Below are 26455 nucleotides of genomic sequence, written 5' to 3'. Positions count from 1 at the left end.
TTATTGTGTCCGGTAGACACAGTTAATCAGGGAGGCAGAGATGAAGGTTCTCGTATCGGGTGCGAGCGTGGCGGGCCCGTCGGTGGCGCTGTGGTTGGGACGGGCCGGTCACGACGTAACAGTCGTCGAGATCGCGCCTGCACTCAGGCAGGGTGGGTACGCCGTGGACTTCCGCGGCGACGTGTTTCAGACGGTCCTGCGCCAGATGGGCGTGTTCGACGACCTCAGAGCGCTGCAGACCGGTGGAAACGCGATGCGGTTCGTCGACGAGTCGGGGCGGCGGTTGATGCGGTTGCCGGCCGAGTTCGCGGGTGGGGAGCTCGAGGTGCTGCGGTCGGATCTGTCGCGGGTGTTGTACGAGCACAGCCTGGACAGAGCGTCGTACCGCTTCGGTGACTCGATCGCTGAGCTGCGCGAGCACGCCGACGGGGTGGACGTGCGCTTCGAGAGCGGGCTGGAGAAGACGTACGACTTGGTGATCGGCGCGGACGGCATGCATTCCGTCGTACGGCGACTTGCCTGGCCGGCCAGCCGGGTCACCGAGAAACACGCCGGGTACTACGTCGCCGGATGGGAGGTCCCGAACTCGATCGGCGACGAGGCCGACACGTTGATGTACAACGTACCGGGGAAGCTCGCGGCCGTCGGAGCGGATCGACGTGACCCGACGCTGGCGCAGACCCTGTTCGTCTTCAATTCGCCGGTGCTCAGCTACAACCGGCGCGATCTCGACGAGCAGACGGCGATCATTCGAGACCAGTTCAAGGGTGTGGGCTGGCGGGTGCCGGAGCTGCTGGAGGCGCTGCCGTCGGCAACCGAGTTGTACTTCGACTCGATCAGCCGAGTGCACGTCGATCGTTGGTCGACCCGCCGGATCGTGCTGCTCGGTGACGCGGGGTACGGCGCGACGTTCGGGGCACTAGGCACCGGCACTGCGGTGGTCGGCGCGTACGTCCTGGCGGGTGAGCTGTCGCAGGCCGGCGACGACCTTCCGACCGCATTCGAGCGGTACGAGGCTCGGCTGCGGAAGGCCGTCTCTACCACTCAGGACGGTTCGCAGGCGGGGCGATTCCTGGCGCCGCGACGCAGCTTCGGCATCGCCGCCCGGAACCGGCTGCTCAACACGCGGTTCCTCATGGATCTGATGCTCAAGCAGGCGCAGAAGATGAGCACGCTGATCGAGCTTCCGGCGTACGACTCACTGCAGAAGGGGGAGCTTGTGCAGGAATGATTCCCATGAGTCCGGGAGCCAGCCCGGCACGCCCAGCACGGCCATGTAGAGCCAGATCGCGACCAGGACACAGAGGAAGAGTGCGAGAGTCCCGAGTGCTTTCAGCCAGGCCGGCTGCTTGCCGGTCCAGGCGGTGAGCTCTTTGACCCGGTCCTTCACCCAGTAGAGCAAGCGCTGGGCCCACTCGAACTCGCTGGCCAGTACGGCGAGGCCCGCGATGAAGAGCGGGATCCCGCCAGGACCCGGCAGCCAGCCCGTCAACGGCGCAGCGATGATCAGCAACCCGCCGAGCACGCCCACGCCGATCCGGTAGATCAGGAGCTTCCTCGGATTCGCCCGAATCCGCCGCCGCCACTCCCACCGGTCGTCCTGAGCGTCCAGCGTGATGTTGTGATCAGTGCGGTCGGGACTCTTCTGCTCGGCCACGCCACCAGACTACGTGGTCCGGGGTCAGGCGCTCGCAGGCTTGCCGAACTCCCAGTGCCAGGGCTCTTCGCGGCTGCTGCCCTGTTCGGCCCAGGCCGGGTGGATCCAGCCGAACTGGCTTGCGTGGGACTTCATCCAGAGGTACTGCGGGGTGCCGTACTTGTCGATGCCACCACAGAGGTCGACCGCGACCCCCCAGCCGTGGTTCGACGTGCCCGGCAGCGCGGCCAGTGACGGCTTGCGGGCGAACAGGTCGACCTGCGACTGATACGAGCGATAGGAGTCGGTGATGCACAGCGCCTTGCCGAACTGAGCCTTGAAGGCACTCGCGAGCTGCGCGTACCCAGCAGCAGCGTCACACCGGAGCTTGTGACCGCCGATCCCGAGCGAGCACAGCTTGTTCGCCGGGATCATGCCGTTGCTGTAGCCACCCCAGCCGGTACTCACGGACCCCGTCGCCAGGAACGGCATCGGGTTCACCGGGTCGCCGCCGACGCGGACCTCGAAGTGCAGGTGCGGTCCGGTCGTGTTGCCCTCGTTGCCGACGGCACCGATCTGCTGGCCGGCCGTGACCTGCTGACCTTCGGTGACGTCGATCCGGCTGAGGTGGGCGTAGAGGGTCTCCAGGCCGTTGCCGTGGTCGACGCGGACCAGGTTCCCGGCCCAGGCCGGGTGCTCGATCCGGACCGTGCCGGCGGTTGCGGCGCGGACCGGCGTACCGATGGCGGCCGGGAAGTCCTGGCCGGTGTGGAAGCCGGTCGACCACATCGAGCCCGCCTGACCGAACGGCGTACCGATCTCGTAGGTGCCGTCGGGCAGCGGCCAGGTCCAGGCGCCGGTGCCGACGTCGTACGACGTTGCCGTGCCGCCGCACCGGAATCCCGTGCCCTGGTCGGTGTCGGCGGGTGCGGCCTGCGGCTTGGCCGGTGCGCCGAGGGTCGGGCGGACGACGCCGTACACGTTGTCCGGGATCTTGGTGACGACGACCGAGCCCTTCGCCTCATCCGCGGCGATCATCTGGTTGTCGTCGTCGAGCGCGACACCGATGTGGACGAGGCCGAGCGACTTGCTGCCGATCAGGACCAGGTCGCCAGGCTGGATCTGTGTCGGCGCGACCGCCTGGTAGGTCGGGAAGACCTTGGCAATGGTGTTGGCGAGCGTCGTGTACGGCGCCCAGGCCGTCCGGGCCGCACCGAGGCAGCCGTACTGACCCGGGCCGGTCCCGCCGACGCCGTACGGCTTGCCGACGAGGCTGAAGGCCTGGTTGACCGCGCGGATCGTCTCGGCGGACAGCACCTTGATCGTCTGCGTGCCGTTGACCACTGCGGCGGCGCCGGCAACGGGCGCTCCGCGGCTGGTGAGCGGGGTCATCCCGGCCGGAAGCTTGGCCGGATCCTTCAGCGCGGCGGCCGCCGGGGGAGTGATCCTCGCGGTCGTGAGCTGGCTCAGGTAGGCCTTCCAGCGGACGAGGGCCTGCTGGTTGCGGGCGATCTGCAACTGCTTGGACAGCTCGGAGGCGGCATCGAGGTCGGCGGCCTGGCCCGCCATCGCGCTCGCGGCCTGGGCTGCCTTCTGCTGGACCTCCGCGCTGAGCTGCGTGGCCTTGGCCGCTGCCTCCTTGGCCGCGGCGCGCTTGGCGTTGGCCTCGGTGTTCAGCCGGCCGGCTTCGTTCTCGGCGTCCATCGCGGCGTGGTACTGCGCGACCTGGGTGGCGCCGAGCTGGGTGATCGCGGTCTGCCGGTCGGCGATCTCCTGCAGGTTCTCCGCGACCGGCGCGAGCGACCAGAGCATCGACTCGGTGCCCATCACGGTCGGGATGCCCATCTGATAGGCCTGCGCGGTGATCAGCCCGAGCTTGCGGCGCTGCTCGTCCGAGGTGCCCTTCGACGCCGCGGCCGTGGCCTCGGCCTGCTTCGCGGCGGTCTCCGCGACCTGCGCGGCCTTCTGCGCGTTGGTGTAGTCGATCGTGGCCTTGGCGAAGTCGGCCTGGACGGCGGCGGCGTCGGCCTGGAGTTGCTCGAGGGACCGGTTCACGTCCGTGACCGAGGCAGGTGGTGGCGGAGTGGGGTCGTCGGCGTACGCGGGCAGTGCTATCACTGCCAGCAATGTGCCGAATGCCGCGAATCGCAGCCCTCGACGGCTCCCCAGAACCATCAGGCCCCCATCGTCGTCGCCTCACCGCGCGAAGAACTGTGCAGACCGTGAAGGCGGCCCCCGCGCCTGGCCAGCGTAGGCGCCTTATGGTCCGGGCGGAACCCAACCTGACAGGACTGTAACCGGTTGTACAGCCGCTGGTCGGGTAAACCGTGCCCGATCGGGTGACCCGAGTGACCCCGGTCACGCCGGGGAACGAGCGTCGTACCGGCTGTCGGTTCGCCTGGATCGACCCACTAAAGTTCAGAGTATGGCCTCGCACTTTGACGTTGTTGTCCTCGGCGCCGGCCCCGGTGGGTACGTCGCGGCGATCCGCGCTGCCCAGCTCGGGCTCAAGACCGCCATCATCGAGAAGAAGTACTGGGGCGGTGTCTGCCTGAACGTGGGCTGTATCCCGTCCAAGGCGCTGCTGCGCAACGCCGAGCTCGCGCACATCTTCCGGGCGGAGGCGAAGACCTTCGGTATCAGCGGCGAGGTCAGCTTCGACTTCCCGACCGCGATGCAGCGCAGCCGCAAGGTCGCGGACGGCCGGGTCAAGGGCGTCCACTTCCTGATGAAGAAGAACAACATCACCGAGCTGGACGGCTGGGGCTCGTTCACCGACGCCAACACGCTCGACGTGACCCTGAACGACGGCTCGTCGGAGACGGTCACGTTCGACAACTGCATCGTGGCCACCGGCGCGACCACCAAGCTGCTGCCGGGCACACAGCTCAGCGAGCGCGTGGTGACGTACGAGGAGCAGATCCTCACCGAGGAGCTGCCGGGCTCGATCATCATCGCCGGCGCCGGTGCGATCGGCGTCGAGTTCGCCTACGTGCTGTCGAACTACGGGGTCAAGGTGACCATCGTCGAGTACCTCGATCGGGTGGTGCCGCTGGAGGACCCCGAGGTCTCCAAGGAGCTGGCCCGCGCGTACAAGAAGCTCGGGGTCGACCTCCTCACCTCGACCCGGGTCGACTCGATCGACGACTCCGGCGAGAAGGTCAAGCTGACCGTGACCGGCAAGGACGGCAACCAGCAGGTCCTCGAGGCCGACAAGGTCATGCAGGCGATCGGCTTCCAGCCGCGGGTCGACGGCTACGGCCTGGACAAGATCGGGGTCGCGCTGACCGAGCGCGGCGCGATCGACATCGACGGCTTCTGCCGGACCAACGTGGCGAACATCTTCGCCATCGGCGACGTGACCGCGAAGCTGATGCTCGCGCACGCGGCCGAGGCGATGGGCGTGATCGCGGCCGAGACCATCGCCGGGCACGAGACGATGGAGCTCGACTACGCGATGATCCCGCGCGCGACCTTCTGCCAGCCGCAGATCGCGAGCTTCGGTTACACCGAGGAAGAGGCCAAGAAGCTCGGCCACGAGGTCAAGGTCGCCAAGTTCCCGTTCACCGCGAACGGCAAGGCCCACGGCCTCGGCGACCCGAGCGGCTTCGTCAAGGTGATCAGCTCCGCCCAGTACGGCGAACTCCTCGGCGCCCACCTGATCGGCCCCGAGGTCACCGAACTGCTCCCCGAGCTCACCCTCGCGCAGAAGTGGGACCTCACCACCAAGGAGCTGGCCCGCAACGTCCACGCCCACCCCACCCTGAGCGAAGCCCTCCAAGAAGCCTTCCACGGCCTCGAAGGCCACATGATCAACTTCTGATCGTTCGTCGACAGGACCGGCACCCGCGACGGGGTGCCGGTCCTTCGCGTTGTCAGGGGAAGCGGTAGATCGTCTGCAGCGGCTCGCCGGAGTTGTAGACGTGGAGGGCGAAGCCTGGGGCAGCGGTGGTGTCGACGATGCCGGTCGGTGCTGCGGGCTCGAAGGAACAGGGGACTGTCGACCGGATGCCGGGGGCGCCGAGGACGGGGTGGCCGGCGAACGTGGTGGCGATCGGGATGTGGACGTGGCCGGTCAGGATCGCGGTCACGTGTTTGCCGGCGAGGACCGGCTCGAGAGTGTCCTGGGTGCGGAGCATCCACTGGTCGATGACCGGATAGTGCGTCACCAGCGGCGGATGGTGCATCGCTACGAACACCGGTCCGTCGAACGGCTCCCGCAGTACGCCGTCCAGCCAGGCAAGCGTCTGATCCGAGAGCAACCCGTGGTCCTCGTCCGGCACGGTGCTGTCCACGAGGACGAACCGAGCGCCCGCGACCTCACGCACCTGATGGACCGGATGCCCGTCGCCAGGTGAGTCGACGTACGCCGTCAACCCGGCGCGCAGCGGGGCACTCGCGTCGTGGTTGCCCGGCAGCATCAGCACCGGTACGTCGAAGCGCAGTTCCGCCGCGACCTCGGCGTACTCCGACTCCAGTCCATGGTCGGCCAGATCGCCCGTCACGACGATCACATCGACCGGTCGGCGGAAATCGGCCAGGTACGACGTGATCCGCCGCAGTCGGTCCCGCGGTTCCGCAGAGCCGTCGAGGTGGGGGTCGCTCAGGTGCGCTATGACGATCATCCCGGCAGGTTAATCGACTCCGGTGTCATTCCTGTGGGTAGTCAGGAGGGCAGTTCGAAGTGCGGAGTAGCCGGGAGCCAATTCCGGCAGGATTCCGGCTGCAGTGCTGAATTCGCCGCGGACCAGTGGGTATTGCAGGCCGCCGAGAATTCTCGCTTGGTCGCGAGCGATGGCGGATGCGGTATCGGCACCGACGATGTCGAGCCAGGTTGCGGCATCGTCGAGGCGCCGTACGCCGACGCGTACGGCGAAGCCGGCCAGGTGTTGCTGCAGTTCCGGATCGATACCCGCCGCGAGGAGCTCCGCGAGTCGGTGGACCGCACCGGCCGAGTCGCTCGACAGCCACTCGGCAGCCCGCGGAATCGACGCACGCAGCGCGTCGTCGACCGTCACCGCGCGCACGGGCCGGAAGTCGGTCCGGAGAACGTACGAGGCAGTGAACGGCACCTTCTCGGCCCGCCAGGCAAGCATGAACTGCTCAATCGGCAACGTAGCAAAGGGAAACCCGTCAGGATCGTGCATGAGCACGCTGTCGCCGACCTCGAGCACGACGACCCAGTGGTCGGCACCGATCGCCGTACCCGATGACCAAGGCTGGTGGGTCAGCAGCCCGATGTCGACCGGCCCCACCATTACCGGTCCGCTCCCACACGCGTCCCGAAGCCGCGCCAACGCCTCATCCGCCGACCCACCCTCACTCCGCTCACAACTCCACCCCAGCAGGTCGATCGCCGCCTCGAGCCCAAGATCCGGATCCCACCCCGCCGGATCGAAATACGGCTTCCCCGACTCCTCGAAATGCATTCCGAACGGCGAGCCGGTCAACACCTCGACCGCCGGCACCGGAATGTCCCCCAACACCATTCCCAGCGAATTGGCATAACAATACGGCCCAGACCCTCGATACCTGATCATGCCCGGCACCCTGTCATTTTGAATTTTCTCCGTCAAGAAATCACGAGAGACAAGAGCTGGAGTCGCTGGGTGCGTGGCGGGCTCGGTGCGCCTGCACTCGGTCGGCGGTGAACGATTCCTTACCGCGTGGTGACACGCAGTGGCAGGACTTGGCCGTCGGCGGGGCGTCTGCGAGATTTACGGCATGGCTGACAACGCGGATGTGGTCGTGATCGGGCTGGGCGTCGGTGGCGAGGAGACGGCCGGCAGGCTGGCGCAGGCGGGGCTGCGGGTGATCGGCATCGAGTCACGCCTGGTCGGTGGCGAGTGCCCGTACTACGGCTGCATCCCGAGCAAGATGATGATCCGCGCCGCGAATCTGATCGCCGAGACCCGCCGCGTCGAGGGGATCGCCGGTACGTCGACGGTCCAGCCGGACTGGGCTCCGGTCGCGAGGCGCATCCGAGACGAGGCGACCGACAACTGGAACGACCAGGTCGCCGTGGATCGGTTGGTTGGCAAGGGTGCGACCGTCATCAAGGAGCGCGCCACGATCACTGGCCCGACCACAGTCAGCGCGGGGGGCCGCGAGTACGAAGCCTCTCGTGGTCTCGTGATCGCGACCGGCACGGTCCCGGTCGTCCCGCCGATCGACGGTCTGGTCGGTACGCCGTTCTGGACGAACCAGCAGGCCATCGAGGTCGAGACGCTGCCCGCATCGCTCGTCGTCCTCGGCGGCGGCGCGATCGGCATGGAGCTGACCCAGGTCTTCGCCCGGTTCGGGGTGGACGTGACCGTGATCGAGGGTGCCGCCCAGGTGCTGGCGATGGAGGAGCCCGAGTCCGGCGTACTGGCTCGCGAGGCGCTCGAACGCGACGGCGTCACTTTCCACACCGGAGTCCACGCCAAGCAGGTCGCGTACGCCGGGAGCACGTTCACCGTCACGCTCGACGACGGGTCGACGGTCTCCGCGGAGAAGTTGCTGGTGGCAACGGGCCGGCGGGTGGCCACCGACGACCTCGGCATCGACAAGCTCGGGCTGGACCCGAAGGCCCGCCGGATCGAGGTCGACGAGCATGTCCGCGCCGGCGACAAGGTCTGGGCGATCGGCGACGTCACCGGCGTCGGCGCCTTCACCCACAACGCGATGTACCAGGCAGACATCGCGGTCCGCGACATCCTCCAGGAGGACGACGCCCCGACCGCGAGCTACCGGGCGATGCCGCGGGTCACGTTCACCGATCCCGAGATCGGCGCGGTCGGGATGACCGAGAAGCAGGCCCGCGCGGCCGGCCTGAACGTACGCACCGGTCTCACCCAGATCCCGGCCTCGACCCGCGGCTGGATCCACAAGGCCGGCAACGAGGGATTCATCAAGCTGGTCGCCGATGCCGACCGTGGCATCCTCGTCGGTGCGACCAGCGCCGGCCCGACCGGCGGCGAGGTGCTCAGCGCGCTGGCCGTCGCCGTGCACGCGGAGGTCCCCGTGCACTCACTGCGACAGATGATCTACGCATATCCCACCTTCCACCGCGCGATCGGCGAGGCTCTCAAGGAGTTGTGAACTGGCCACCGTGAGATGGCTTGTTGCGAACCGGTCGCAAATAGATCAAGAATGTGGCCGTGCATGTTCCTGATGGCTTCTTCGACGCCCCGACGTCCATCGCCACCGGCCTGATCGCGGCCGGCGCGGTCGGCTTCAGCCTGCAACGGGCGAACCGTGAGATCCGCGAGACCGGTCCGGCGCTGGCTGGACTGACGGCGGCGTTCGTGTTCGCGGTGCAGATGGTGAACTTCCCGGTCGGCGCGGGGACCAGCGGTCATCTGCTCGGTGGCGCGCTCGCGGCGGCGCTGGTCGGGCCGTGGACCGCGGTGCTGGTGATGTCGACCGTGCTGCTCGTCCAGGGACTGCTGTTCGCGGACGGCGGGTTGACCGCGCTCGGGACGAACATCACGCTGATGGGCCTGATCACCGTCCTCGTCGGATATTTCCTGACGCGCGCCGTCCTGCGGGTGTTGCCACGCAAGGTGGGCAGCGTCGTACCGGCTGCGACCGTCGGTGCGCTCGTATCGGTGCCGGTCGCCGCCCTGGCCTTCACCGGCCTCTACGCGATCGGTGGCGCGGTCGACATCCCGCTCGGCAAGCTCGCAACCGCGATGGTCGGCTGGCACGTGCTGGTCGGGATCGGTGAGGCGGTCATCACCGCCGCCGTCCTGAGCGCGGTCGTCGCGACCCGGCCGGACCTCGTGTACGCCGCTCGGCACCTTCAGCCGGACCTCATCCTGGTCGATGCCGACGGCAACAGCTCGACGGTGTCACCGGACCAGCCGATCGCCGCGAAGCCGGCCGGACGCTCGCTCGGCGTCGGGGTCGCGGCGGCGCTCGTCGTCGCCGGTGGGTTGAGCCTGTTCGCGAGCGCTCACCCGGACGGGCTGGAGTTCGTCGGCGCCAAGCTCGGCTTCGAGAGCGCCGCGAAGGACTCGGCCGTCGCGGGCAGCCCACTCGCCGACTACGGCATCAGCGGCATCGGCAACTCCCAAGTATCCGGTGCGCTCGCCGGCATCATCGGCGTACTAATCACGATCGTGCTCGGCCTGGCGATCGCGAAACTGGCCTCGCTGCGCGCGAACAAGACCTCGTGAGCGGTGACGGTCTGCTCGTAGCGGTCGACAGCCGGATCCATCGGATCCCGGCACAGGTCAAGCTGGTCGCCCTGTTCGTCTTCGTGCTCGCCGTCGTCTCCACGCCCGCGGCCGCCTTCTGGGCTTTCGGCGCGTACGCCGTGATGCTGGTCGCGGCCGTGGTGATCGCCAAGGTGCCCGCGCCGGTCGTGGCCCGACGGCTCGCGGTCGAGACGCCGTTCATCGTGTTCGCGATCCTTCTCCCGTTCGTCGCGACCGGACCTCAGGTCGAGGTGCTCGGTCTGCACCTGTCGCGATCCGGGGTGCTCGGAGCCTGGAACGTGCTGGCCAAGGGCACCCTGGGAGTCGTCGCCGCGATCCTCCTGTCGGCGACGACCTCGCCGCGTGAGCTGCTCGCCGGGCTCGAACGGTTGCGCCTGCCGTCGACCCTGGTCGCGATCCTGTCGTTCATGGTCCGGTACCTGAGTGTGGTGTCCGACGACCTGCACCGGATGCGGATCGCCCGCGAATCGCGCGGGTACACCGGTGGTCGCGTCGGTCACCTGAAGGCGGTCGCCGGGGGAGTAGGGGCACTGTTCGTGCGGAGCTTCGAGCGGGGCGAGCGGGTCCACCTCGCGATGCGATCGCGCGGGTACACGGGCCGGATGCCGCTGCTGAGCATCGCGGGCGCCGCCCGGGGAGAGTGGCTGCAGGGTCTGACGATCTCCCTGGTGGCCGTGGTCATCGCGCTCGCCGCTAGGGTGGTCGGCTTGTGAGCGGTCCCGCGATTCAGGTCGAGCGTCTGGTGTTCGCCTACCCCGATGGACGACAGGCGTTGTACGGCGTCGATTTCACCGTTCAGCGCGGTGAGCGGGTTGCGTTGCTCGGGCCGAACGGTGCCGGCAAGACCACGCTGGTCCTGCATCTGAACGGGATCCTCGGCTCGGTGGCCGGCGGGACCGGCAGCGGCCGGATCGAGATCGGTGGGACAGGCCTGCATCGCGAGCACTTGTCCGTCGTACGGCGCAAGGTCGGTCTGGTGTTCCAGGATCCGGATGACCAGCTGTTCATGCCGACTGTCCGCGATGACGTGGCGTTCGGACCGGCCAACCTCGGGTTGCGTGGTGCTGAGCTCGACGATCGGGTGCGGGAGGCGCTCGTTCAGGTCGGCATGCAGGACCACGCGGATCTCGCGCCGCATCACCTGTCGTACGGTCAGCGGCGCAGGGTGGCGGTCGCGACCGTCCTGGCGATGCGTCCGGAGGTGCTCGTCCTCGACGAGCCGTCGAGCAACCTCGATCCGGCCGCGCGACGCGAACTCGCCGACATCCTGGCCGGACTCGACGTCACGCTGCTGATGATCACCCACGACCTGCCGTACGCCCTTCAACTGTGCGAGCGAAGCCTCCTGATGGATGCGGGCCGGATCGTCGCCGACGGGAAAACCCGAGACCTCCTCGGCGACGCCGACCTGATGTCGGCGCATCGCCTGGAGCTCCCGTACGGCTTCGACCCCCTCTCGGTCCCCGGCCCCGAACCCCGCTAGTCCACAGCGGCGGAGGCGGTTTGCGGTGCCGCTTGGAAGGCTGCGCGGAGGCGGCTCCGGGATGCGGTGAGGTGTGCCTTCATGGCTCGGTCCGCGGCTTCGGTGTCGCGCTCGCGGATGGCGGTGACGATCAGGTCGTGTTCCTCGAGGGCCTCCTCGGTGACGCGGGAGTCGCGGAGCAGGCGGAACAGCTGCAGATGGCAGTGGAGTTTGGCGAAGATCTCGCCGAAGTAGCTGTTCCCGGTGGCGCCGATGATGGCCTGGTGGAACTCGGCGTCCTTGCGGGCGAAGGCGCCGTACGACATCGAGCCGTCGCCGTAGCGGGCCCGCAGTTCGGCGGCGATGCCGGCGATCCGCTCGACCTCGATCCGCTGGTGGCGGCCGGCCGCGAGCCCCGAGCAGTACGGCTCGATCAGGAACCGGGCCTCGAAGAGATCCTCGAACCGCGCCGGTGTCAGCTTCGGGCTGGCCGAATATCCGATCAGATGTGTCTTCGTGACCAGGTCTTCGGCCTCGAGCCGGTTCAGCGACTCGCGGACCGGGGTCTGGGAGACGCCGAGCCGGCGGCTGAGCTCGTCCACCCGGATCCGCTCACCGGGCTGAATCACCCCGTCCAGCAGGAATCCCTGCAGTTGCTCGTAGACGACGTCACTCATCCGGGGCTTGTCGGGACGCCCTGTGTCCGGCCCGTTACCGCGTTGCTTCATCGGCTGCCATCCCGTCGGAAGAAATCTATGAATTCGTATACATGAACCATTGCAGATCGTATCTGATCTGATCTAGCCTCCAAAAAACGTCGAGGTCAACCCCGGGACGGCCGTCATGCAGACAGATCTCGCAACAGCGCAGTCACTGGCCGAGCGTCTCCTGATCGCCGCGGGCGTGCCCGCCCCGGCCGCGGCCCAGCAAGCTGAGGTCTTGGTGGTCGCCGAAGCCAAAGGCGTCCCGTCACACGGACTGTTGCGACTACCGCGGCTCCTGCGCAGGCTCACGAACGGTACGGCGAACCCGACGAACACCGGCAAACACGAGTGGATCAGCCCGTGCTACCTGTCCGTCGACGGCGAGCAAGGGTTGGGGCCGGTGGTCGCGCTGCGTGCCCTCGCAGCCGTCGTACCCGCGGCCGGCCGGCACGGTGTCGCCGTCTGCTCGATCACGAACAACAACCACCTGGGCATGCTGGGCTTCTACGCCGGCCGGATGGCCGAACGCGGCCTGGTCTGCCTGGGCGTCACGACCAGCGAGGCCCTGGTCCATCCCTGGGGTGGCACCGAGGCGATGGTCGGCACGAACCCGCTCGCTCTCGGCGTCCCGTCCCAACCGCATCCGCTCGTGCTGGACATGGCGACATCGCAGATCTCGATGGGCAAGGTCCACGACCACGCGAACCGTGGCGTACCGCTCGAGCCGGGCTGGGCGCTCGACGCCGCCGGCCGTCCGACCACCGATCCCGTGGCGGCCAGAGACGGATCGATCGCGCCGTTCGGCGGCCCGAAGGGCTACGGCCTGGGGCTTGGCCTGGAGGCGATGATCACCTTCCTGACCGGCGCTGCCTACGGGACCGCGGTCGGCGGAACGCTGGACGACCACCAGCCGAGTAACAAGGGCGACCTCTTCATCCTGCTGAGCGGCGGCGGTCACGCCACCGGCGAGTACCTCGATCAGGTACGTCGCAGCCGAGCGGCCGACCCGGACACTCCGGTCACCGTGCCCGGCGATCGCGCCCGGGCCCGGTACCGGGAGTCGGTTGCCCACGGCATCGAGATCGCCGACGACCTCTGGCACGAACTCACCACGCTCGACACACCGACTCTCAACGCACCGAGGCCCGACGCCGCCCTCCCGGCTGAAGCTCTGGCCGAATAATCCGCCCTCGACCGGACAAGGACCCGCCACGATGACGAACAGCACAGCCGAGTTCGGCGTACACCGAGGACCGCGCACGGTGGTCTTCGGCGCCGGCCAGCGCGCGTTGCTCGGCAAGCATGCCGCCGAGTACGGGCGTAAGGCGCTCATCTGCACGGATCAGCGGTTGGCCGCCTCGGCCGAGTTCGACCAACTGCTGGCCGACCTGAAGGATCACGGGCTAGAGGTGACCGTCTGGTCCGACACCGAGGCCGAGCTACCGGCCGCCGGGATCGAGGCCTGCTACACCGCCGTCAAGGACAAGGGCATCGAGCTGATCGTCGGCATCGGCGGAGGCAGTTGCCTGGACATGAGCAAGGCGATCGCGCTCCTCCTGACGCACGGCGGCCCACTCGAGCAGTACTACGGGGAGAACGCCGTACCCGGGCCGGTCCTGCCGATCATCGCCGTCCCCACGACGGGCGGGACGGGCTCGGAGGTCACGCCGGTCTGCGTGCTCAGCGACAGCTTGCGCGAGCTCAAGACCGGGATCTCCTCTGCACACCTGATCCCGATGGTCGCGCTCTGCGATCCCGAGCTGACCTACACCTGCCCACCTGGTCTGACGGCGAGCGCCGGGGCGGACGCGGTCTCGCACCTGGTGGAGTCCTTCACCGCGATCCGGCGACCGGCATCGGCACCCGGTGAGAACCGGGTGTTCGTCGGGAAGAACGTGATCAGCGACTCGTACGCGCGCTGGGGCCTCGCGCTGATCGCGGACGCCCTACCGGCCGCCTTCGAGAACCCGAACGACGCACAAGCCCGAGCCGACGTCATGCTCGCCGCGAACGCCGGCGGATACGCCCTCGGTGTCGCGGGTACGGCGGCCGCCCACGCACTGCAGTATCCGCTCGGAGCGTTGACCCACACCGCGCACGGCGTCGGCGTCGGCGTACTCCTTCCGTACGTCATGCGCTACAACGCTCCCGCGCGGATCACCGAGTTCGGCCAGATCGCCGCCAGCTTCGGTGCCGCAGGCAACGAAACCCCCGAGGCGCAAGCCCTCGCCGGGATCGAGGCCGTGGAGCGACTGCTGGAGCGGATCGGCATCCCACCGACCGTGAGGGAGCTCGGCCTGACCGAGGACCAGCTCCCCGCAGTGGCCGAGCTGGGCATGAAGTCCGTCCGCCTGGTCGAGAACAACCCCCGTCCACTCGACGTCGATGCGCTGTTCGCGATCACGCGCGCCGCGTACGACGGCGACCGCAGCAATCCCTTCTGACCGGCCCGTCCAGACAGCCGTTTCGGCCAGCCCTTTGGAGCACTTCAGATGATCTCTCCGCACGATCTCTTCATCGGCGGTCAGTGGCGTCCTGCCAGTGACGGTCAGCGTTTCGCCGTCCACGATCCGGCCGACGGATCCGAGCTGGCCCAGTTCGCCGCTGCCACCGAGGCCGACTGCCTGGCGGCGGTCGACGCCGCGGCCGCCGCCCTCGCGGGCTGGGCAGCGACGCCGCCACGGGTTCGCTCCGAAATCCTCCGGGCCTGCTTCGACCTCCTCACCGCCGAGCGCGAGCAGTTCGCCGCGATCATCGTCTCCGAGAACGGCAAGGCGTACGCCGACGCCCTCGGCGAGGCGACGTACGCGGCGGAGTTCTTCCGCTGGTTCGCCGAAGAGGCGGTCCGGATCGGCGGCGACTTCCGGCTCTCACCGTCGGGCGACAAGACGATCGTCGTACGGCGCGATCCGATCGGGGTCTCGGTGCTGGTGACGCCGTGGAACTTCCCGGCCGCGATGGCGACCCGCAAGATCGCCCCCGCGCTGGCCGCCGGATGCTCGGTGGTCCTGAAGCCGGCCGGCCAGACACCGTTGACCGCGGCGTATGTCGTCGAAGTGCTGCGACGGGCGGGAGTCCCGGCCGGCGTCGTCAACCTGGTCACCCCGGTCCACGCCGGTCCGGCGGTGAGCGCGATGTTGCACCATCCCGCCGTCCGCAAACTGTCCTTCACCGGCTCGACCGAGGTCGGGCGGCTGCTGCTCCACGAGGCGGCTGATCAGGTGGTCAGCTCCTCGATGGAGCTGGGCGGGAACGCGCCGTTCGTCGTGCTGCCCGGAGCCGATCTCGATGCCGCGGTCGAGGGCGCGATGGTCGCGAAGATGCGCAACGGGGGATCGGCCTGTACGGCGGCGAACCGGTTCTACGTGCACGATTCCCTCGTCGAGGAGTTCAGCGCCCGGATCACGGTCGCGATGAAGGGCCTCGCGATGGGCCCGGGCGCGGTCCGCTCGAACGACCTCGGCGCACTGGTCTCGATCGAGGAACGCGACAAGGTGGCCGGACTCGTCGACCGAGCCGTTGCCGACGGCGCCGAGTTGACGCTGGGCGGCGAGCCCGCCGAGGTCGGCGCCTTCTACCCACCGACTGTGCTGACCGAGGTACGGCACGGCAGCGAGATCAACCAGACCGAGATCTTTGGCCCGGTGACCGCGATCGTCGCGTTCACCGAGGTCGACGAGGCGATCACGATGGCCAACGACACCATCTACGGCCTGATCGCCTATGTGTACGGCGACCCCGCGCAGGCCCTCGCGGTCGCGCAGAAGATCGATGCCGGCATGGTCGCGGTCAACCGCGGTGTGCTCAGCGATCCGGCGGCACCGTTCGGCGGGACGAAACAGTCCGGGCTGGGCCGCGAAGGCAGCTCCGAAGGCATCCTCGAGTTCCTCGAGGAGAAGTACATCGGGATCGAGGTGTGACCGATGGCCAACGCCGTCCTACCGGCCCTGACACCACCTGACGTCGACGGCGGGCCGCCGCCCCGCAAACGGGTGAAGCCCAAACTCAAGCGGCAGAACCTGGCCGGCTGGCTCTTCGTCGGGCCGGTGATCTTCGGGGTGCTGTTCTTCCAGCTGGCCCCGGTCGCGGCGTCCCTGGTGGTGTCGCTGACCAACTGGTCCGGCCTGAACAAGCCGAAGTTCCTTGGCCTGGGCAACTATCGCGAGCTCTTCACCGCCGACGACACCTTCTTCCCGTCGTTGCGCAACACGGTGATCTTCACGGTGGTGGTCGTCGTCCTGACCATCTTCATCGGGCTCGGCCTGGCGGTGCTGTGCAACCAGAAGGTCAGGGGCATCGGCATCTTCCGGACCCTGTACTACTCGCCCGCGGTGACGAACGTGGTCGCGATCGGGTTCGTCTGGTTCTGGCTGTACGACCCGGACAACGGGTTGTTCAACTCGACGCTGAAGACGATCGGCATCGACGGACCGGCCTGGCTGTCCGACACCAAGACCGCGCTGATCGCGGTGATCATCGTCGCGATCTGGCAGGGCGTCGGCTATCCGATGGTGATCCTGCTGGCCGGGCTGCAGAGCATCGACGCCTCACTGCTCGAAGCGGCCACCGTGGACGGCGCGTCGGCCTGGCGGCGGTTCTGGTCGGTGGTCTTCCCGCTGCTGACGCCGAGCCTGTTCTTCCTCACGATCACGCAGTTCATCTCGTCGTTCCAGGTGTTCGGGATCATCTACGTGATGACGTCCGGCGGGCCGAACAACGCCACGTCGGTCTTCATCTTCCACATCTACGAGGCCGCCTTCGGGCACGGCCGGCTGGGGTACGCCTCGGCCATGGGCTGGGTGCTGTTCGTCATCGTCGGCCTCGTCACGGCGATCCAGTGGAAGCTGGAGAAGCGGTGGGTGCACTATGACAACTGAGACTCTGGGCATGCGGATCAACCGTCCGCCCCGCCACATCCCGCGCCGCGTCGTCGTCTTCTTCGTGCTGGTGGTCTTCGCGGTCGTGTTCGCGATGCCGCTGCTGTGGATGGTGAGCGCCTCGCTCAAACCGGAGAACGAGGTCCTGCAGTCACCGCCGACGTTCATTCCGTCGACGGCCCAGTGGGCCAACTACTCGCAGGCCGCGCACGGACTGCTGCCGTTCTTCCTGAACAGTTGCAAGCTCGCCGCGCTCAACGTCGGCTTCCTGCTGTTCTTCGCTGCGCTGGCCGGCTACGGCTTCGCCCGGCTGAACTTCGCCTTCAAGAATCTCGCCTTCGCACTGTTGTTGTCGACGGCAATGATCCCGAGCATGGTCTACCTGGTCCCGCAGTACATGCTGTTCCGCGAGATGGGGTGGATCGATACACACTATCCGCTCTGGGTCCCCAATGTGCTGACGCCGGTGTTCGGCACGTTCCTGCTCCGGCAGGCGTTCCGCGGCGTCCCGATCGAGCTGGAGGAGGCCGCCAAGCTCGACGGCGCGTCCACCTTCGGCACCTTCTGGCGGATCATGCTGCCGCAGGTGAAACCGGCCCTGGCCGCGGTCGGCGCGCTGACCTTCATGGGCTCGTGGAACGACCTGTTCGGCCCGCTGATCTTCCTGAACTCGACCCGGCTGCAGACGATGCCGATCGCGCTCGCGCTGTTCAAGGGTGAGTACTTCACCCAGACCAATCTGATGATGGCGGCCGCGACGCTGACGATCCTGCCGCCGCTGATTCTCTTCCTCGTCGCGCAGAAGTACTTCGTCCAGGGCATCACGATGTCCGGCCTGAAAGGATAAGCATGCGGATCACCCGGATCGAATCGATCATCCTGCTGGACAAGCTGCACCTGGTGAAGGTGCACACCGACGAGGGGCTCGTGGGTGTCGGCGAGGTCAGCCCGATGAACGCCCACGTCACCCACAGCGTCATCGAGCAGGCGCTCGCCCCGCTGCTCGTCGGTGAAGAGGCGACCGACATCGAACGCCTCTGGCGCCGGCTCTACACCAAGCCGTACAAGCTCGGACCCGGCGGAGCGCAGCTGAACGCGATCGCCGGCATCGACATCGCGCTGTGGGACCTGCTCGGCAAGGCGGCCGGGCTTCCGACGTACAAGCTGCTCGGCGGCAAGTACCGGCAGAGCGCGAAGGTGTACGCGAGCTCGATGGCCCGGGGGATGAGCCCGCAGCAGGAGGCCGAACGCGCGCAATCCTTTCAGGAGCTGGGATTCCACGGCTACAAGATTCACTCGTCGACGCCGTGGATGCACGACGACGGCTTCGACCAGACCATCGCCACCGTCACTGCCGTCCGCGAGCTCGTCGGTGCCGACTTCCCGATCCTGGTCGACGTCAACAACGCCTACTACGAACACACGGCGATCAAGCTCGCCCATGCGCTGGAGGACCTCGGCGTGTGGCATTTCGAGGAACCACTCGCCGCGCACGACTACGCGGCGTACGGACGGCTGGCCGACGCGGTCGACATCCCGATCGCGGTGGGGGAGCAGGAGTACACCACCTGGCAGTTCCGCGATCTGATCCTGACCGGACGGGTCGACATCCTCCAGCCGGACGTGATCAAGTGCGGCGGGATCACCGAGTTCAAGAAGATCGCCGTTCTCGCCGACACCTTCACCAAGCCGATCACGGTGCACAACACCCAGCAGACGATCGGTACGGCGGCGCACGCCCACCTCTGGGTCAGCACGCCGTCCTGCGTCTACCCGCAGGAGTACAACATCGAGCACAACCCCATCCTCGACGACGTGCCGATCTGGCAGAACCCGCTCGTCCCGGTGAACGGCGAGATCACGCCCTGGGAACTGCCCGGTCTGGGCATCGAGCTGGACGACGACGCGGTCGCGAAGCTGCGCACCAACTAATCCCCTTGCTGCTGTACCGACAGAACAGGAAAGACCATGACCGCATCAGAGATCTCCCGAAGGTCGGTGCTCAAAGCGCTAGGTATCACCGGTGGCGTCCTCGCCGCCGGCGTACCCCTGGCTGCCTGCGGTAGTAACGGCAGCGGGGGAGGCGGCGGCGGTAGCGCCTCCTTTCTGACCTGGGACACCAACAGCGGTACGCCGCTCTACACCGTGGCCGAGAACTGGGCCAAGGGCGCCGGCAGGTCGATCGACATCCAGTCGGTGCCGGGCGACGACTACGACACCAAGCTGCGGACCGTGCTGTCGTCCGGTGCGGCGCCGACTGTTATCCGGATCAACGACGACTACGTCCGTGGCTACTACGCCGAGGGCTCGCTGCTCAACCTGAAGCCCTATCTGGACAAGGACGGGATCAAGCCGGACGACTACTTCCCGGTCGCGTTCAACTTCGCCAAGCAGCCCGACGGCGCCCACGCGGCCTGGCCGATCATGACCAACCCGGGCATCCTGTACTGCAACACCGACGCATTCGCGGAGGCCGGCGTCGAGCTGCCGCCGAAGGACTGGGCCAAGGAGGGCTGGACCTGGGACGACTTCGTCGACGCGGCGAAGAAGCTCACCAAGCCGAACGGCGAGCGCTGGGGTGCCCTGGTCTTTCCCGACACCGCGCTCGAGACTGTGTTCCCGACCAGCAACGGCGGAGACGGGATCTACTCGAAGGACGCCACTCGCTTCGCACTGGCCGAGCCACAGGGTGCCGAAGCGATCCAGTGGGTCGCCGACCTCGCTCTCGTCCACAAGGTCCACCCTGACTTCGCCACCGTCACAGCCGGCCGCCAGACCCCGAACTGGGCGCTGGCCCAACTCGGCACCGGCAAGGTCGCGATGCTGCTCGGGCTGACCAGCGGCATCCCGTACCTGCGCACCAACGCGAAGGTGAAGTGGGACATCTTCCCGACCCCGATGAAGGTCAGCCGGACGACGGTAAACACGTTGACCGTGCTCGCGATCCCCAAGGACTCCAAGGATCCCGACGCGGCGTGGGACTTCCTCAAGTACTGCGCCGGGGCCGATGCGGCGAAGCTGCTCGCCGAGTCGCGGGGGTTCATGCCGGTCGCGAAGAGCTCGTCGGCGCTGTTCAAGGCCGATGACAAGGCGCCGGCCAACCTGCCGCTGGTCACTCAGGCGTTGGGCAATGCGGTGAACGAGAACTTCAGTCGCTACATCGAGCGCGCCCGGACCATCTACCGGCCGGTCTTGGACGATGTCTGGAGCGGCAAGCAGACCGCCGAGGCGGCACTCGGTGGCGTGAAGCAGAAGGTCGAAGACGTTCTCGCGGGCAAGGGGTGACGATGAAGATCAAGGAGATCAGTGTCGAGGTCGTGTCGGAGGCCAAGTCACACGCGGTCCGGGACGCGATCCAGCTGCTCGACCGCAACGGGCAGACCCGGGTACGGATCGACACCGACGAAGGCGTGAGCGGCGTCAGTACGACGTACTTCGGCCGGGTCGCCAGCTCACCGGCGATCCTGGCCAGGATCATCACCGAGCAGCTGGCGCCCGCGATCGTGGGGGAGGATCCCGCGTTGATTCGTGGGATCCGGCAGAAGTTGCAGACGCTGACCGACTACCAGGGGACGGCCGGGCTCTCGTCGTACGGGATCTCGGCCATCGATCTGGCGTTGTGGGATCTCCTCGGCAAGTCGCTGGATGTGCCGGTGTGGAAGCTGCTCGGCGCGCAGCGGACGGCGATTCCGACGTACGCGATGGTGGGGTGGCTCGAGCTGGACGTCGCGGGCCTGGAGACCGTGTCGGCCAAGGCGATGGAGCAGGGGTTCCGCGGCGTGAAGATGAAGGTCGGCGGTGGTCCACTGAGTGCGGACCTCGCGCGGATCAAGGCGGTCCGGGGCGTGATCGGCGACGATGCGCCGCTGATGGTCGACGCGAACCAGGCCTTCGGGTACGCCGAGGCACTGCACCGGGGGCGTGCGTACGAAGGGCTTGGGTGCCGCTGGTTCGAGGAGCCGCTGCCGGCTGCGGACACCGAGAGCCATGTGCGGTTGGCAGACAAGCTGGACATCCCGATCGCGACCGGGGAGAACCGGTACGGGCAGGCGGCGTTCCGGGATCTGATCGGCCGCGGCGGGGTCGGCGTCGTACAGCCGGATCTGCGCCGGGCCGGCGGCTTGACGGATTGCTACGAGATCGGGCTGATGGCGGCCGGGTTCGGAGTGCCGTACGCGTCGCACGGCGGTGGCGCCCACATCCACGTGCTCGCCGCGCTCCCGAACACGATCTACGTCGAGAGCGGTCTGCTCCCGGCGGACGGTCGGGTCGAGCTCGTTGACGGCTGCTACCCGTTACCGACCGGCCCGGGGCTCTCGTCCTGGAACGACTAGCCGGAAACGACTGCCCGGAAACGATTGGCCGGAAATTCTGGCTACTGGAATCGGCAACTGGCGGTGAATTTCTTACCAGGGTCTTGTGTGTTACTCGCGAGTCGGTGACAGTGACCGTGAGTACTTTTGCCACCACCCCTCGTACACGCAAAGGTGGTCCCGCCCAACATGAAGTCCATCGCCAGTCTGCTCTCCGCCGCGGCCCTCGGCGCCGCGATGCTCCTCAGCCCAGGCGTCGCGCACGCCGCCGCTCCCAACTACGTCGCCATGGGCGACTCCTACGCTTCGGGTGTCGGCACCCGGACCTACATGTCCGACAGCGGCTCCTGCCAGCGGTCGGTGAAGGCGTACCCGTACATCGACGCCGGCCGGCTCGGCGCGAACCTGGCCTTCGTCGCCTGCTCCGGCGCCCGGGTCGCGGACGTCACCGCCAACCAGCTGCCGTCGGTGACGAGCTCGACCAACATCGTCTCCGTGCAGGTCGGCGGCAACGATGCCGGATTCTCGTCGGTGATCACCGAGTGCGCGAAGCCGTCGTGGCTCGGTGACTGCACGACCGCGGTCGCCAACGCCCAGGCGATCATCAACAACACGCTGCCCGGCCGGTTGAACGGTCTGTACGCGTCGATCAAGAGCCGTGCGGCCTCGGCCCGGGTCGTCGTGGTCGGCTACCCGCGACTGTTCAACGGCACCGACTGCAACGCCGGCACGTTCTTCAGCCCGGACGAGATGACCCGTCTGAACGCGACGGCCGATCTGCTCAACTCGAAGCTCAACGCCGCGGCGAGCGCGGCCGGGTTCGCGTTCGTGAACCCGACCCAGGCCTTCATCGGCCACGCCGTGTGCGGCAACCCGGAGTGGCTCAACGGCCTGTCGAACCCGATCAGCGAGTCCTACCACCCGAACGTGACCGGCCAGGCCAACTTCGCCAACCTGGTGCAGCCCGCTCTCTGACAGCTTGTAAGACTTACTTACCCAACGGTGGATTGAAGCAGGTGCTTGCCTGTTTCAATCCACCGTTTGCCGTTCCGGACAGTGCGCACGGTCGAGAACAGTTTGCGCATTCGGGGTGCGCGATCGGTCGGTTCGTGGTGTCATGCTGGAGTGGCGCGGAGGTCTGTCGAGTGGCTCCTGGGAGCCCGGATGCAGGCCAACAGCCTCGCGCGTTCGGTGGACGAGGCCGGCCCCGGAGGGGTGGCCGACGTCGTACGCCGGACGGGGGGACTCCAGGCCCAGACCTGGCGAGGCGCGGCCTTCGCGGTCCGGGCCCGCTCCACGGCGACCACCTTCGCCGACGTCACCCACGCCCAGGAAGTCGAGCGCTCCGTCGTCCGCGGCTGGTTCATGCGCGGGACCCTGCAGCTCGTCACGGTCGAGGACGCCGGCCTGCTGCTCGGTCTGCTCGGCCCGAAACTGATCAAGGACACTGTGCGCCGGTACGGCGAACTAGGCCTGACCGAAGCGATCCGTGCCGAAGCGGCCGACCGCATCGAGGCGCATCTCCTCGATCACGGACCGGCCAATCGTGCCGAGCTGGCCGATCTGTTGGTGCGGCATGGCCTGATCGATGAGCCCAAGGGGCAGGCGGTCTACGCGTTGATCCGGTACGCGGGGTTGCTCGGGCGTTTGTGTTACGGGCCGGGCGATACCTGGGTTGCGGTCAGCGACTGGCTGGGCAAGCCGTTGGTGCTCGAAGGCGACGTCGAGACGCTGGCCGAACGGTATTTGACCGCGTACGGTCCGGCGACCGTGCGCGACTTCGCCACCTGGTCGGGCCTGCCAGTGCCACTGGCTCGCCGCGGCGTGAAGGCGGTCGCGACCTTGTCGTTCGAGGTCGAGGGTGAGGGGCTGTCGGCCGTCGAAGACCTGCCGGGGTGCCGGGACCTGCGGTTGCTGGGGGAGTTCGATGCTTACCTGCTCGGCTACCAGGATCGGCGATACGCGCTCGCCGAGGAGTTCAGGTCGGTGATCCATCCGGGTGGCGGCATGCTCCGCCCGGCGATCGTCGTCGGCGGCCGCGTGGTGGGCTCGTGGCAGCACGCCAACCTGGCCTACGAGCTGTTCGGGGCAGAACCCGCGGGCCTGCAGGAGGAGTTGGCCGACGTCGCTCGATTCGCCGGTTGATCGTATATGCCTAATCGGGTATATATGGAGTCATGACCGAGACGCTGAGGAGCGAGAACGGCCGAACCGTCCTGCGGATGCGGCGGGAGCTACGGCATCCGGCGGAGAAGGTCTGGCGGGCGATCACCGACCCGAGTCAGCTGGCCGGGTGGTTCCCGGCCACGGTCGAGCTCGATCTGCGCCTGGACGGGCCGGTCAAGTTCACCTTCGAGCACGACCCCGGCGCACCGATCGCCGAGCAGGCAAGTGGCGTGATTCGTGCGTACGAACCGCCGCGGCTGCTCGAGTACACCTGGGGCGTCGAGGTGCTGCGCTGGGAGTTGGAGCCGACGTCGGACGGGTGCACGTTGCAGCTGACGGCGACGTACGACGATCGCCCGGGATCCGCGAGCTTCAGTGGCGGCTGGATGCTGTGCTTCGACGCGCTCGACCGTGTGTTGGGTGGTGCGGTGCCGCAGCGCGACTACGCCGTACTGCATGAGCATTTCGTCAAGGTCTTCGGCCTGGATCAAGGTGTCGTGACCGATGACGGCGGGGTGCGGTTCGAGCGGCAGTTGGTGAAGCCCAAGGAGGCTGTCTGGGAGTTGCTGGCCGGAGCGTCGCCGGTAGCCGTCGGAAGTCCGCCGCCGGACGGGTTTGTTGCCAAGGGCATTGATCCCGGTGCGGTCACCGAGGCGGTGACGGCCGAGCGGCTCACCTATCCGTGGTCGCAGGGCGAGGTGGCCTGGGTGCTGCGGGACGGCAACGGCGGAGCCCGCCTGGTGCTCACCCAGACCGGCTCCGCCGCGGGCTACCTAGCTGTTTGGCGTGACTTGATCGAAGCGCTGGCCGTCGAGTTGCTCGGCTGAGTCCCGGACGTACGCGCGGAGGTGTTCCGCGGTGAGTGTCGGGCTGCTCTCGACCAGGTCGGCCGGGGTGCCGGTGAACACGATGCGACCACCGTCGTGGCCGGCGCCCGGTCCCACGTCGATCAGCCAGTCGGCGTGCGCCATCACCGCCTGGTGGTGCTCGATCACGATCACGGTGTTGCCCTGGGCAACGAGCGTGTCGAGCATCCCCAACAGCTGGTCGACGTCGGCCAGGTGCAGTCCGGTGGTGGGCTCGTCGAGGATGTAGATCGAGCCGCTCTTGCCCATGTTGATCGCGAGCTTCAGCCGCTGACGCTCGCCGCCGGAGAGCGTGGTGAGCGGCTGGCCGAGGCCGATGTACCCGAGCCCGACCGTGGCGAGCCGGTCCAGGATCGTGCGCGCCGATCCCTTCGGGAAGAACTCTCGCGCCTCGGCGACCGTCATCCGCAGCACCTCGCTGATGTTCTTTCCCCGCAGGCGATAGGCGAGGACCTCCGGGGTGAACCGAGCACCGTTGCAGTCCTCGCAGATCGAGGCCACCTCGGCCATCATGGCCAGATCGGTGTAGACGAGGCCGATGCCCTTGCAGGTCGGGCAGGCGCCGACCGAGTTCGCGCTGAACAGGCCGGGCTTGACCTTGTTCGCCTTTGCGAACTCGGCCCGGATCGGATCGAGCAGTCCGGTGTACGTGGCCGGATTGCTGCGACGGGATCCGCGGATCGGTTCCTGGCCGGCGATGATGACACCGTCCCGGCCGGCCAGCGAACCGTGGATCAAGGAGCTCTTCCCCGATCCGGCCACGCCGGTGACCACCGTCAGGACGCCGAGCGGGATGTCGACGCTCACATCCTTGAGGTTGTGCAGCGTCGCGTTCTCGATCGAGAGCTTCCCGGCGGGACATCGTACGTCGTCGCGCAGGCTGACTCGGTGATCCAGGTACTGACCGGTCAGGGTGCCGGACTTCTTCAGGCCCGCGAGATCACCGGCGTAACAGAGGCGTCCGCCGTTCAGGCCGGCTCCCGGCCCGAGATCGACGACGTGATCGGCGATCCGGATCGTCTCCGGCTTGTGCTCGACGACCAGGACCGTGTTGCCCTTGTCCCGCAGTTGCAGGAGGAGGTCGTTCATCTGCTGGATGTCGTGGGGGTGCAGCCCGACAGTGGGCTCGTCGAAGACGTACGTGACATCACTGAGGCTGGAGCCGAGGTGCCGGACCAGCTTGACCCGCTGGGCCTCGCCGCCGGACAGCGTCCCGGACTCGCGATCCAGGCTGAGGTACCCGAGGCCGATCGTCACGAACGAGTCCAGCGTATGGCGGAGCCCTTCGAGCATCGGGCCGACGGCCGGATGGTTGATCCCGGCAACGAACTCGGCCAGATCGCTGATCTGCATCGCCGAGCATTCGCCTATGGTCCGCCCGTCCACGGTCGCCGTCCGCGCCGCCTCGTTCAGCCGGACCCCACCACACGCCGGGCAGGTCGCCTGCCTGATCGCGCGATCCGCGAACGCGCGGGCAGGAGCCTGCAGCGACTGCGGATCCTTACTGAGGTACTGCCGCTTGAGCTTGGTGATCAGGCCCTCGAAGGTCAGGTTGCTCTTGCCGACCTTGATCTTGATCGGCTCCTGGTAGAGGAACTGTTGCCAGGTCTCGGCCGGATAGTCCTTGAGCGGCAGATCCGGATCGAACAGTCCGGAGGTCGCCATCAACTGCCAGTGCCAGGTGTCGACGGCGTACCCGGGCGCCTTGATCGGGCCTTGGTTCAGGCTCTTGTCCCGGTCGACCAACTCGTCGAGGTTGAACTCGGTGGTTCGCCCGAGCCCCTCGCACTCCGGGCACATGCCCTCGGCCCGGTTGAAACTGAAGGCGGACGGCGGACCGACGGCCGGCGTACCCGCTCGGCTGAACAGGACACGCAGCATGGTGTGCGCATCCGTGGCGGTGCCGACGGTTGACCGCGCGTTGGCGCCGATGCGTTCCTGGTTGACGATGATGGCGGCGGACAGGTTCTGGAGTGAGTCGACGTCGGGCCGGCCGAGGTTCGGCATGAAATTCTGGACGAAGGCGGTATAGGTCTCGTTGATCAGCCGCTGCGACTCGGCGGCGATCGTGTCGAAGACGAGCGAGGACTTACCGGACCCGGAGACTCCGGTGAACACGGTGAGCCGGCGCTTCGGGATGTCGAGGGAGACGCCACTGAGGTTGTTCTCGCGGGCGCCGCGGACCTGGATGAACTCGTGACTGTCGGCGGCAAGCATCCTTCAATTG

Annotated in this window: 23 protein-coding genes; 17 read left to right on the top strand and 6 right to left on the bottom strand. The window is 67.6% G+C overall.

Going from position 1 to position 26455, the window contains the following annotated elements; all coding sequences use genetic code 11:
- The first annotated feature begins 40 nt into the window (after positions 1-40).
- Entirely contained in the window at positions 41-1231 is a 1191-nt protein-coding gene (locus tag ACWF4Z_RS03300; RefSeq protein WP_452241291.1) for an FAD-dependent monooxygenase, read from the top strand.
- Here ACWF4Z_RS03300 and ACWF4Z_RS03295 read toward each other — a convergent pair.
- Positions 1199-1657 (bottom strand): PGPGW domain-containing protein, encoded by a 459-nt coding sequence (locus ACWF4Z_RS03295; protein WP_452241290.1) that lies wholly within the window; start codon positions 1655-1657, stop codon positions 1199-1201. The genes ACWF4Z_RS03300 and ACWF4Z_RS03295 overlap by 33 nt on opposite strands.
- Before the next feature lie 24 nt (positions 1658-1681).
- Positions 1682-3754, bottom strand: coding sequence for a peptidoglycan DD-metalloendopeptidase family protein (locus ACWF4Z_RS03290; protein ID WP_452241289.1), 2073 nt, complete (start codon positions 3752-3754; stop codon positions 1682-1684).
- Positions 3755-4061: 307 nt separating this feature from the next.
- Between ACWF4Z_RS03290 and lpdA the strand changes: the two genes are divergently transcribed.
- Entirely contained in the window at positions 4062-5459 is a 1398-nt protein-coding gene (gene lpdA / locus ACWF4Z_RS03285) for a dihydrolipoyl dehydrogenase (RefSeq protein WP_452241288.1), read from the top strand.
- 52 nt (positions 5460-5511) lie between these two features.
- Here lpdA and ACWF4Z_RS03280 read toward each other — a convergent pair whose 3' ends face one another.
- Both ACWF4Z_RS03280 and ACWF4Z_RS03275 read right to left on the bottom strand, forming a co-directional pair.
- The gene (locus ACWF4Z_RS03280) at positions 5512-6261 is read right to left on the bottom strand and encodes a metallophosphoesterase (RefSeq protein ID WP_452241287.1); all 750 of its coding nucleotides are present in this window, start codon (positions 6259-6261) and stop codon (positions 5512-5514) included.
- 9 nt (positions 6262-6270) lie between these two features.
- Entirely contained in the window at positions 6271-7176 is a 906-nt protein-coding gene (locus tag ACWF4Z_RS03275; RefSeq protein WP_452241286.1) for a hypothetical protein, read from the bottom strand.
- A gap of 184 nt (positions 7177-7360) precedes the next feature.
- On the opposite strand from ACWF4Z_RS03275, the gene ACWF4Z_RS03270 reads away from it, so the two are divergent.
- From ACWF4Z_RS03270 to ACWF4Z_RS03255, 4 genes are read left to right on the top strand one after another with little or no spacing between them, the layout of a single operon-like run.
- On the top strand, positions 7361-8719 hold the full coding sequence (locus tag ACWF4Z_RS03270; protein ID WP_452241285.1) for a dihydrolipoyl dehydrogenase family protein: 1359 nt from the start codon (positions 7361-7363) through the stop codon (positions 8717-8719).
- Positions 8720-8778: 59 nt separating this feature from the next.
- Complete coding sequence (locus ACWF4Z_RS03265; protein WP_452241284.1) at positions 8779-9798, top strand: energy-coupling factor ABC transporter permease; 1020 nt, start codon at positions 8779-8781, stop codon at positions 9796-9798.
- Positions 9795-10553 carry a cobalt ECF transporter T component CbiQ gene (gene cbiQ, locus ACWF4Z_RS03260; protein ID WP_452241283.1) on the top strand — a complete coding sequence of 253 codons (759 nt, stop codon included), beginning with the start codon at positions 9795-9797 and terminating at the stop codon, positions 10551-10553. Before ACWF4Z_RS03265 ends, cbiQ begins: the two co-directional genes overlap by 4 nt.
- Positions 10550-11323, top strand: coding sequence for an energy-coupling factor ABC transporter ATP-binding protein (locus ACWF4Z_RS03255; protein ID WP_452241282.1), 774 nt, complete (start codon positions 10550-10552; stop codon positions 11321-11323). The genes cbiQ and ACWF4Z_RS03255 overlap by 4 nt, the downstream gene beginning before the upstream one ends.
- Here the strand turns inward: ACWF4Z_RS03255 and ACWF4Z_RS03250 are convergent.
- Entirely contained in the window at positions 11320-11979 is a 660-nt protein-coding gene (locus tag ACWF4Z_RS03250; RefSeq protein ID WP_452241281.1) for a GntR family transcriptional regulator, read from the bottom strand. The two genes, ACWF4Z_RS03255 and ACWF4Z_RS03250, sit on opposite strands and share 4 nt — an antisense overlap.
- Positions 11980-12145: 166 nt before the next feature.
- Between ACWF4Z_RS03250 and ACWF4Z_RS03245 the strand changes: the two genes are divergently transcribed.
- The 11 genes from ACWF4Z_RS03245 (at position 12146) to ACWF4Z_RS03195 (ending at position 24189) form a co-directional block, all read left to right on the top strand.
- Complete coding sequence (locus tag ACWF4Z_RS03245; RefSeq protein ID WP_452241280.1) at positions 12146-13189, top strand: Ldh family oxidoreductase; 1044 nt, start codon at positions 12146-12148, stop codon at positions 13187-13189.
- 31 nt (positions 13190-13220) lie between these two features.
- Positions 13221-14450: an iron-containing alcohol dehydrogenase gene (locus tag ACWF4Z_RS03240; protein ID WP_452241279.1), complete on the top strand. Its 1230-nt coding sequence runs from the start codon at positions 13221-13223 to the stop codon at positions 14448-14450.
- A gap of 48 nt (positions 14451-14498) precedes the next feature.
- Positions 14499-15926 (top strand): NAD-dependent succinate-semialdehyde dehydrogenase, encoded by a 1428-nt coding sequence (locus ACWF4Z_RS03235; RefSeq protein WP_452241278.1) that lies wholly within the window; start codon positions 14499-14501, stop codon positions 15924-15926.
- A 3-nt stretch (positions 15927-15929) separates the two neighbouring features.
- The gene (locus tag ACWF4Z_RS03230) at positions 15930-16883 is read left to right on the top strand and encodes a carbohydrate ABC transporter permease (protein WP_452241277.1); all 954 of its coding nucleotides are present in this window, start codon (positions 15930-15932) and stop codon (positions 16881-16883) included.
- Positions 16873-17730, top strand: a complete 858-nt coding sequence (locus tag ACWF4Z_RS03225; protein WP_452241276.1) for a carbohydrate ABC transporter permease — start codon at positions 16873-16875, stop codon at positions 17728-17730. Before ACWF4Z_RS03230 ends, ACWF4Z_RS03225 begins: the two co-directional genes overlap by 11 nt.
- Positions 17731-17732: 2 nt before the next feature.
- Positions 17733-18815 carry a mandelate racemase/muconate lactonizing enzyme family protein gene (locus ACWF4Z_RS03220; protein WP_452241275.1) on the top strand — a complete coding sequence of 361 codons (1083 nt, stop codon included), beginning with the start codon at positions 17733-17735 and terminating at the stop codon, positions 18813-18815.
- 36 nt (positions 18816-18851) lie between these two features.
- Positions 18852-20168, top strand: coding sequence for an ABC transporter substrate-binding protein (locus ACWF4Z_RS03215; protein ID WP_452241274.1), 1317 nt, complete (start codon positions 18852-18854; stop codon positions 20166-20168).
- Between the two features lie 2 nt (positions 20169-20170).
- Positions 20171-21217 (top strand): mandelate racemase/muconate lactonizing enzyme family protein, encoded by a 1047-nt coding sequence (locus ACWF4Z_RS03210; protein ID WP_452241273.1) that lies wholly within the window; start codon positions 20171-20173, stop codon positions 21215-21217.
- A gap of 168 nt (positions 21218-21385) precedes the next feature.
- Complete coding sequence (locus ACWF4Z_RS03205; RefSeq protein ID WP_452241272.1) at positions 21386-22171, top strand: SGNH/GDSL hydrolase family protein; 786 nt, start codon at positions 21386-21388, stop codon at positions 22169-22171.
- Positions 22172-22360: 189 nt separating this feature from the next.
- Complete coding sequence (locus ACWF4Z_RS03200) at positions 22361-23341, top strand: winged helix DNA-binding domain-containing protein (RefSeq protein ID WP_452241271.1); 981 nt, start codon at positions 22361-22363, stop codon at positions 23339-23341.
- A 32-nt stretch (positions 23342-23373) separates the two neighbouring features.
- On the top strand, positions 23374-24189 hold the full coding sequence (locus ACWF4Z_RS03195) for an SRPBCC family protein (protein WP_452241270.1): 816 nt from the start codon (positions 23374-23376) through the stop codon (positions 24187-24189).
- Here ACWF4Z_RS03195 and ACWF4Z_RS03190 read toward each other — a convergent pair.
- Positions 24136-26445 (bottom strand): ATP-binding cassette domain-containing protein, encoded by a 2310-nt coding sequence (locus tag ACWF4Z_RS03190; RefSeq protein WP_452241269.1) that lies wholly within the window; start codon positions 26443-26445, stop codon positions 24136-24138. The two genes, ACWF4Z_RS03195 and ACWF4Z_RS03190, sit on opposite strands and share 54 nt — an antisense overlap.
- Positions 26446-26455: the final 10 nt, after the last annotated feature.

The sequence above is a fragment of the Kribbella sp. NPDC055071 genome, assembly GCF_053608045.1.
The sequence above is the reverse complement of the archived record's forward strand: the minus strand, read 5'-3'. Positions and strand labels throughout refer to the sequence as shown.

Coding starts and splice junctions, on each gene's coding strand:
- ACWF4Z_RS03300 (WP_452241291.1), top strand. CDS start 41: ATGAAGGTTCTCGTATCGGGTGCGAGCGTGGCGGGCCCGTCGGTGGCG.
- lpdA (WP_452241288.1), top strand. CDS start 4,062: ATGGCCTCGCACTTTGACGTTGTTGTCCTCGGCGCCGGCCCCGGTGGG.
- ACWF4Z_RS03280 (WP_452241287.1), bottom strand. CDS start 6,261: ATGATCGTCATAGCGCACCTGAGCGACCCCCACCTCGACGGCTCTGCG.
- ACWF4Z_RS03275 (WP_452241286.1), bottom strand. CDS start 7,176: ATGATCAGGTATCGAGGGTCTGGGCCGTATTGTTATGCCAATTCGCTG.
- ACWF4Z_RS03270 (WP_452241285.1), top strand. CDS start 7,361: ATGGCTGACAACGCGGATGTGGTCGTGATCGGGCTGGGCGTCGGTGGC.
- ACWF4Z_RS03250 (WP_452241281.1), bottom strand. CDS start 11,979: ATGAGTGACGTCGTCTACGAGCAACTGCAGGGATTCCTGCTGGACGGG.
- ACWF4Z_RS03245 (WP_452241280.1), top strand. CDS start 12,146: ATGCAGACAGATCTCGCAACAGCGCAGTCACTGGCCGAGCGTCTCCTG.
- ACWF4Z_RS03240 (WP_452241279.1), top strand. CDS start 13,221: ATGACGAACAGCACAGCCGAGTTCGGCGTACACCGAGGACCGCGCACG.
- ACWF4Z_RS03235 (WP_452241278.1), top strand. CDS start 14,499: ATGATCTCTCCGCACGATCTCTTCATCGGCGGTCAGTGGCGTCCTGCC.
- ACWF4Z_RS03230 (WP_452241277.1), top strand. CDS start 15,930: ATGGCCAACGCCGTCCTACCGGCCCTGACACCACCTGACGTCGACGGC.
- ACWF4Z_RS03225 (WP_452241276.1), top strand. CDS start 16,873: ATGACAACTGAGACTCTGGGCATGCGGATCAACCGTCCGCCCCGCCAC.
- ACWF4Z_RS03220 (WP_452241275.1), top strand. CDS start 17,733: ATGCGGATCACCCGGATCGAATCGATCATCCTGCTGGACAAGCTGCAC.
- ACWF4Z_RS03215 (WP_452241274.1), top strand. CDS start 18,852: ATGACCGCATCAGAGATCTCCCGAAGGTCGGTGCTCAAAGCGCTAGGT.
- ACWF4Z_RS03210 (WP_452241273.1), top strand. CDS start 20,171: ATGAAGATCAAGGAGATCAGTGTCGAGGTCGTGTCGGAGGCCAAGTCA.
- ACWF4Z_RS03205 (WP_452241272.1), top strand. CDS start 21,386: ATGAAGTCCATCGCCAGTCTGCTCTCCGCCGCGGCCCTCGGCGCCGCG.
- ACWF4Z_RS03200 (WP_452241271.1), top strand. CDS start 22,361: ATGCAGGCCAACAGCCTCGCGCGTTCGGTGGACGAGGCCGGCCCCGGA.
- ACWF4Z_RS03195 (WP_452241270.1), top strand. CDS start 23,374: ATGACCGAGACGCTGAGGAGCGAGAACGGCCGAACCGTCCTGCGGATG.
- ACWF4Z_RS03190 (WP_452241269.1), bottom strand. CDS start 26,445: ATGCTTGCCGCCGACAGTCACGAGTTCATCCAGGTCCGCGGCGCCCGC.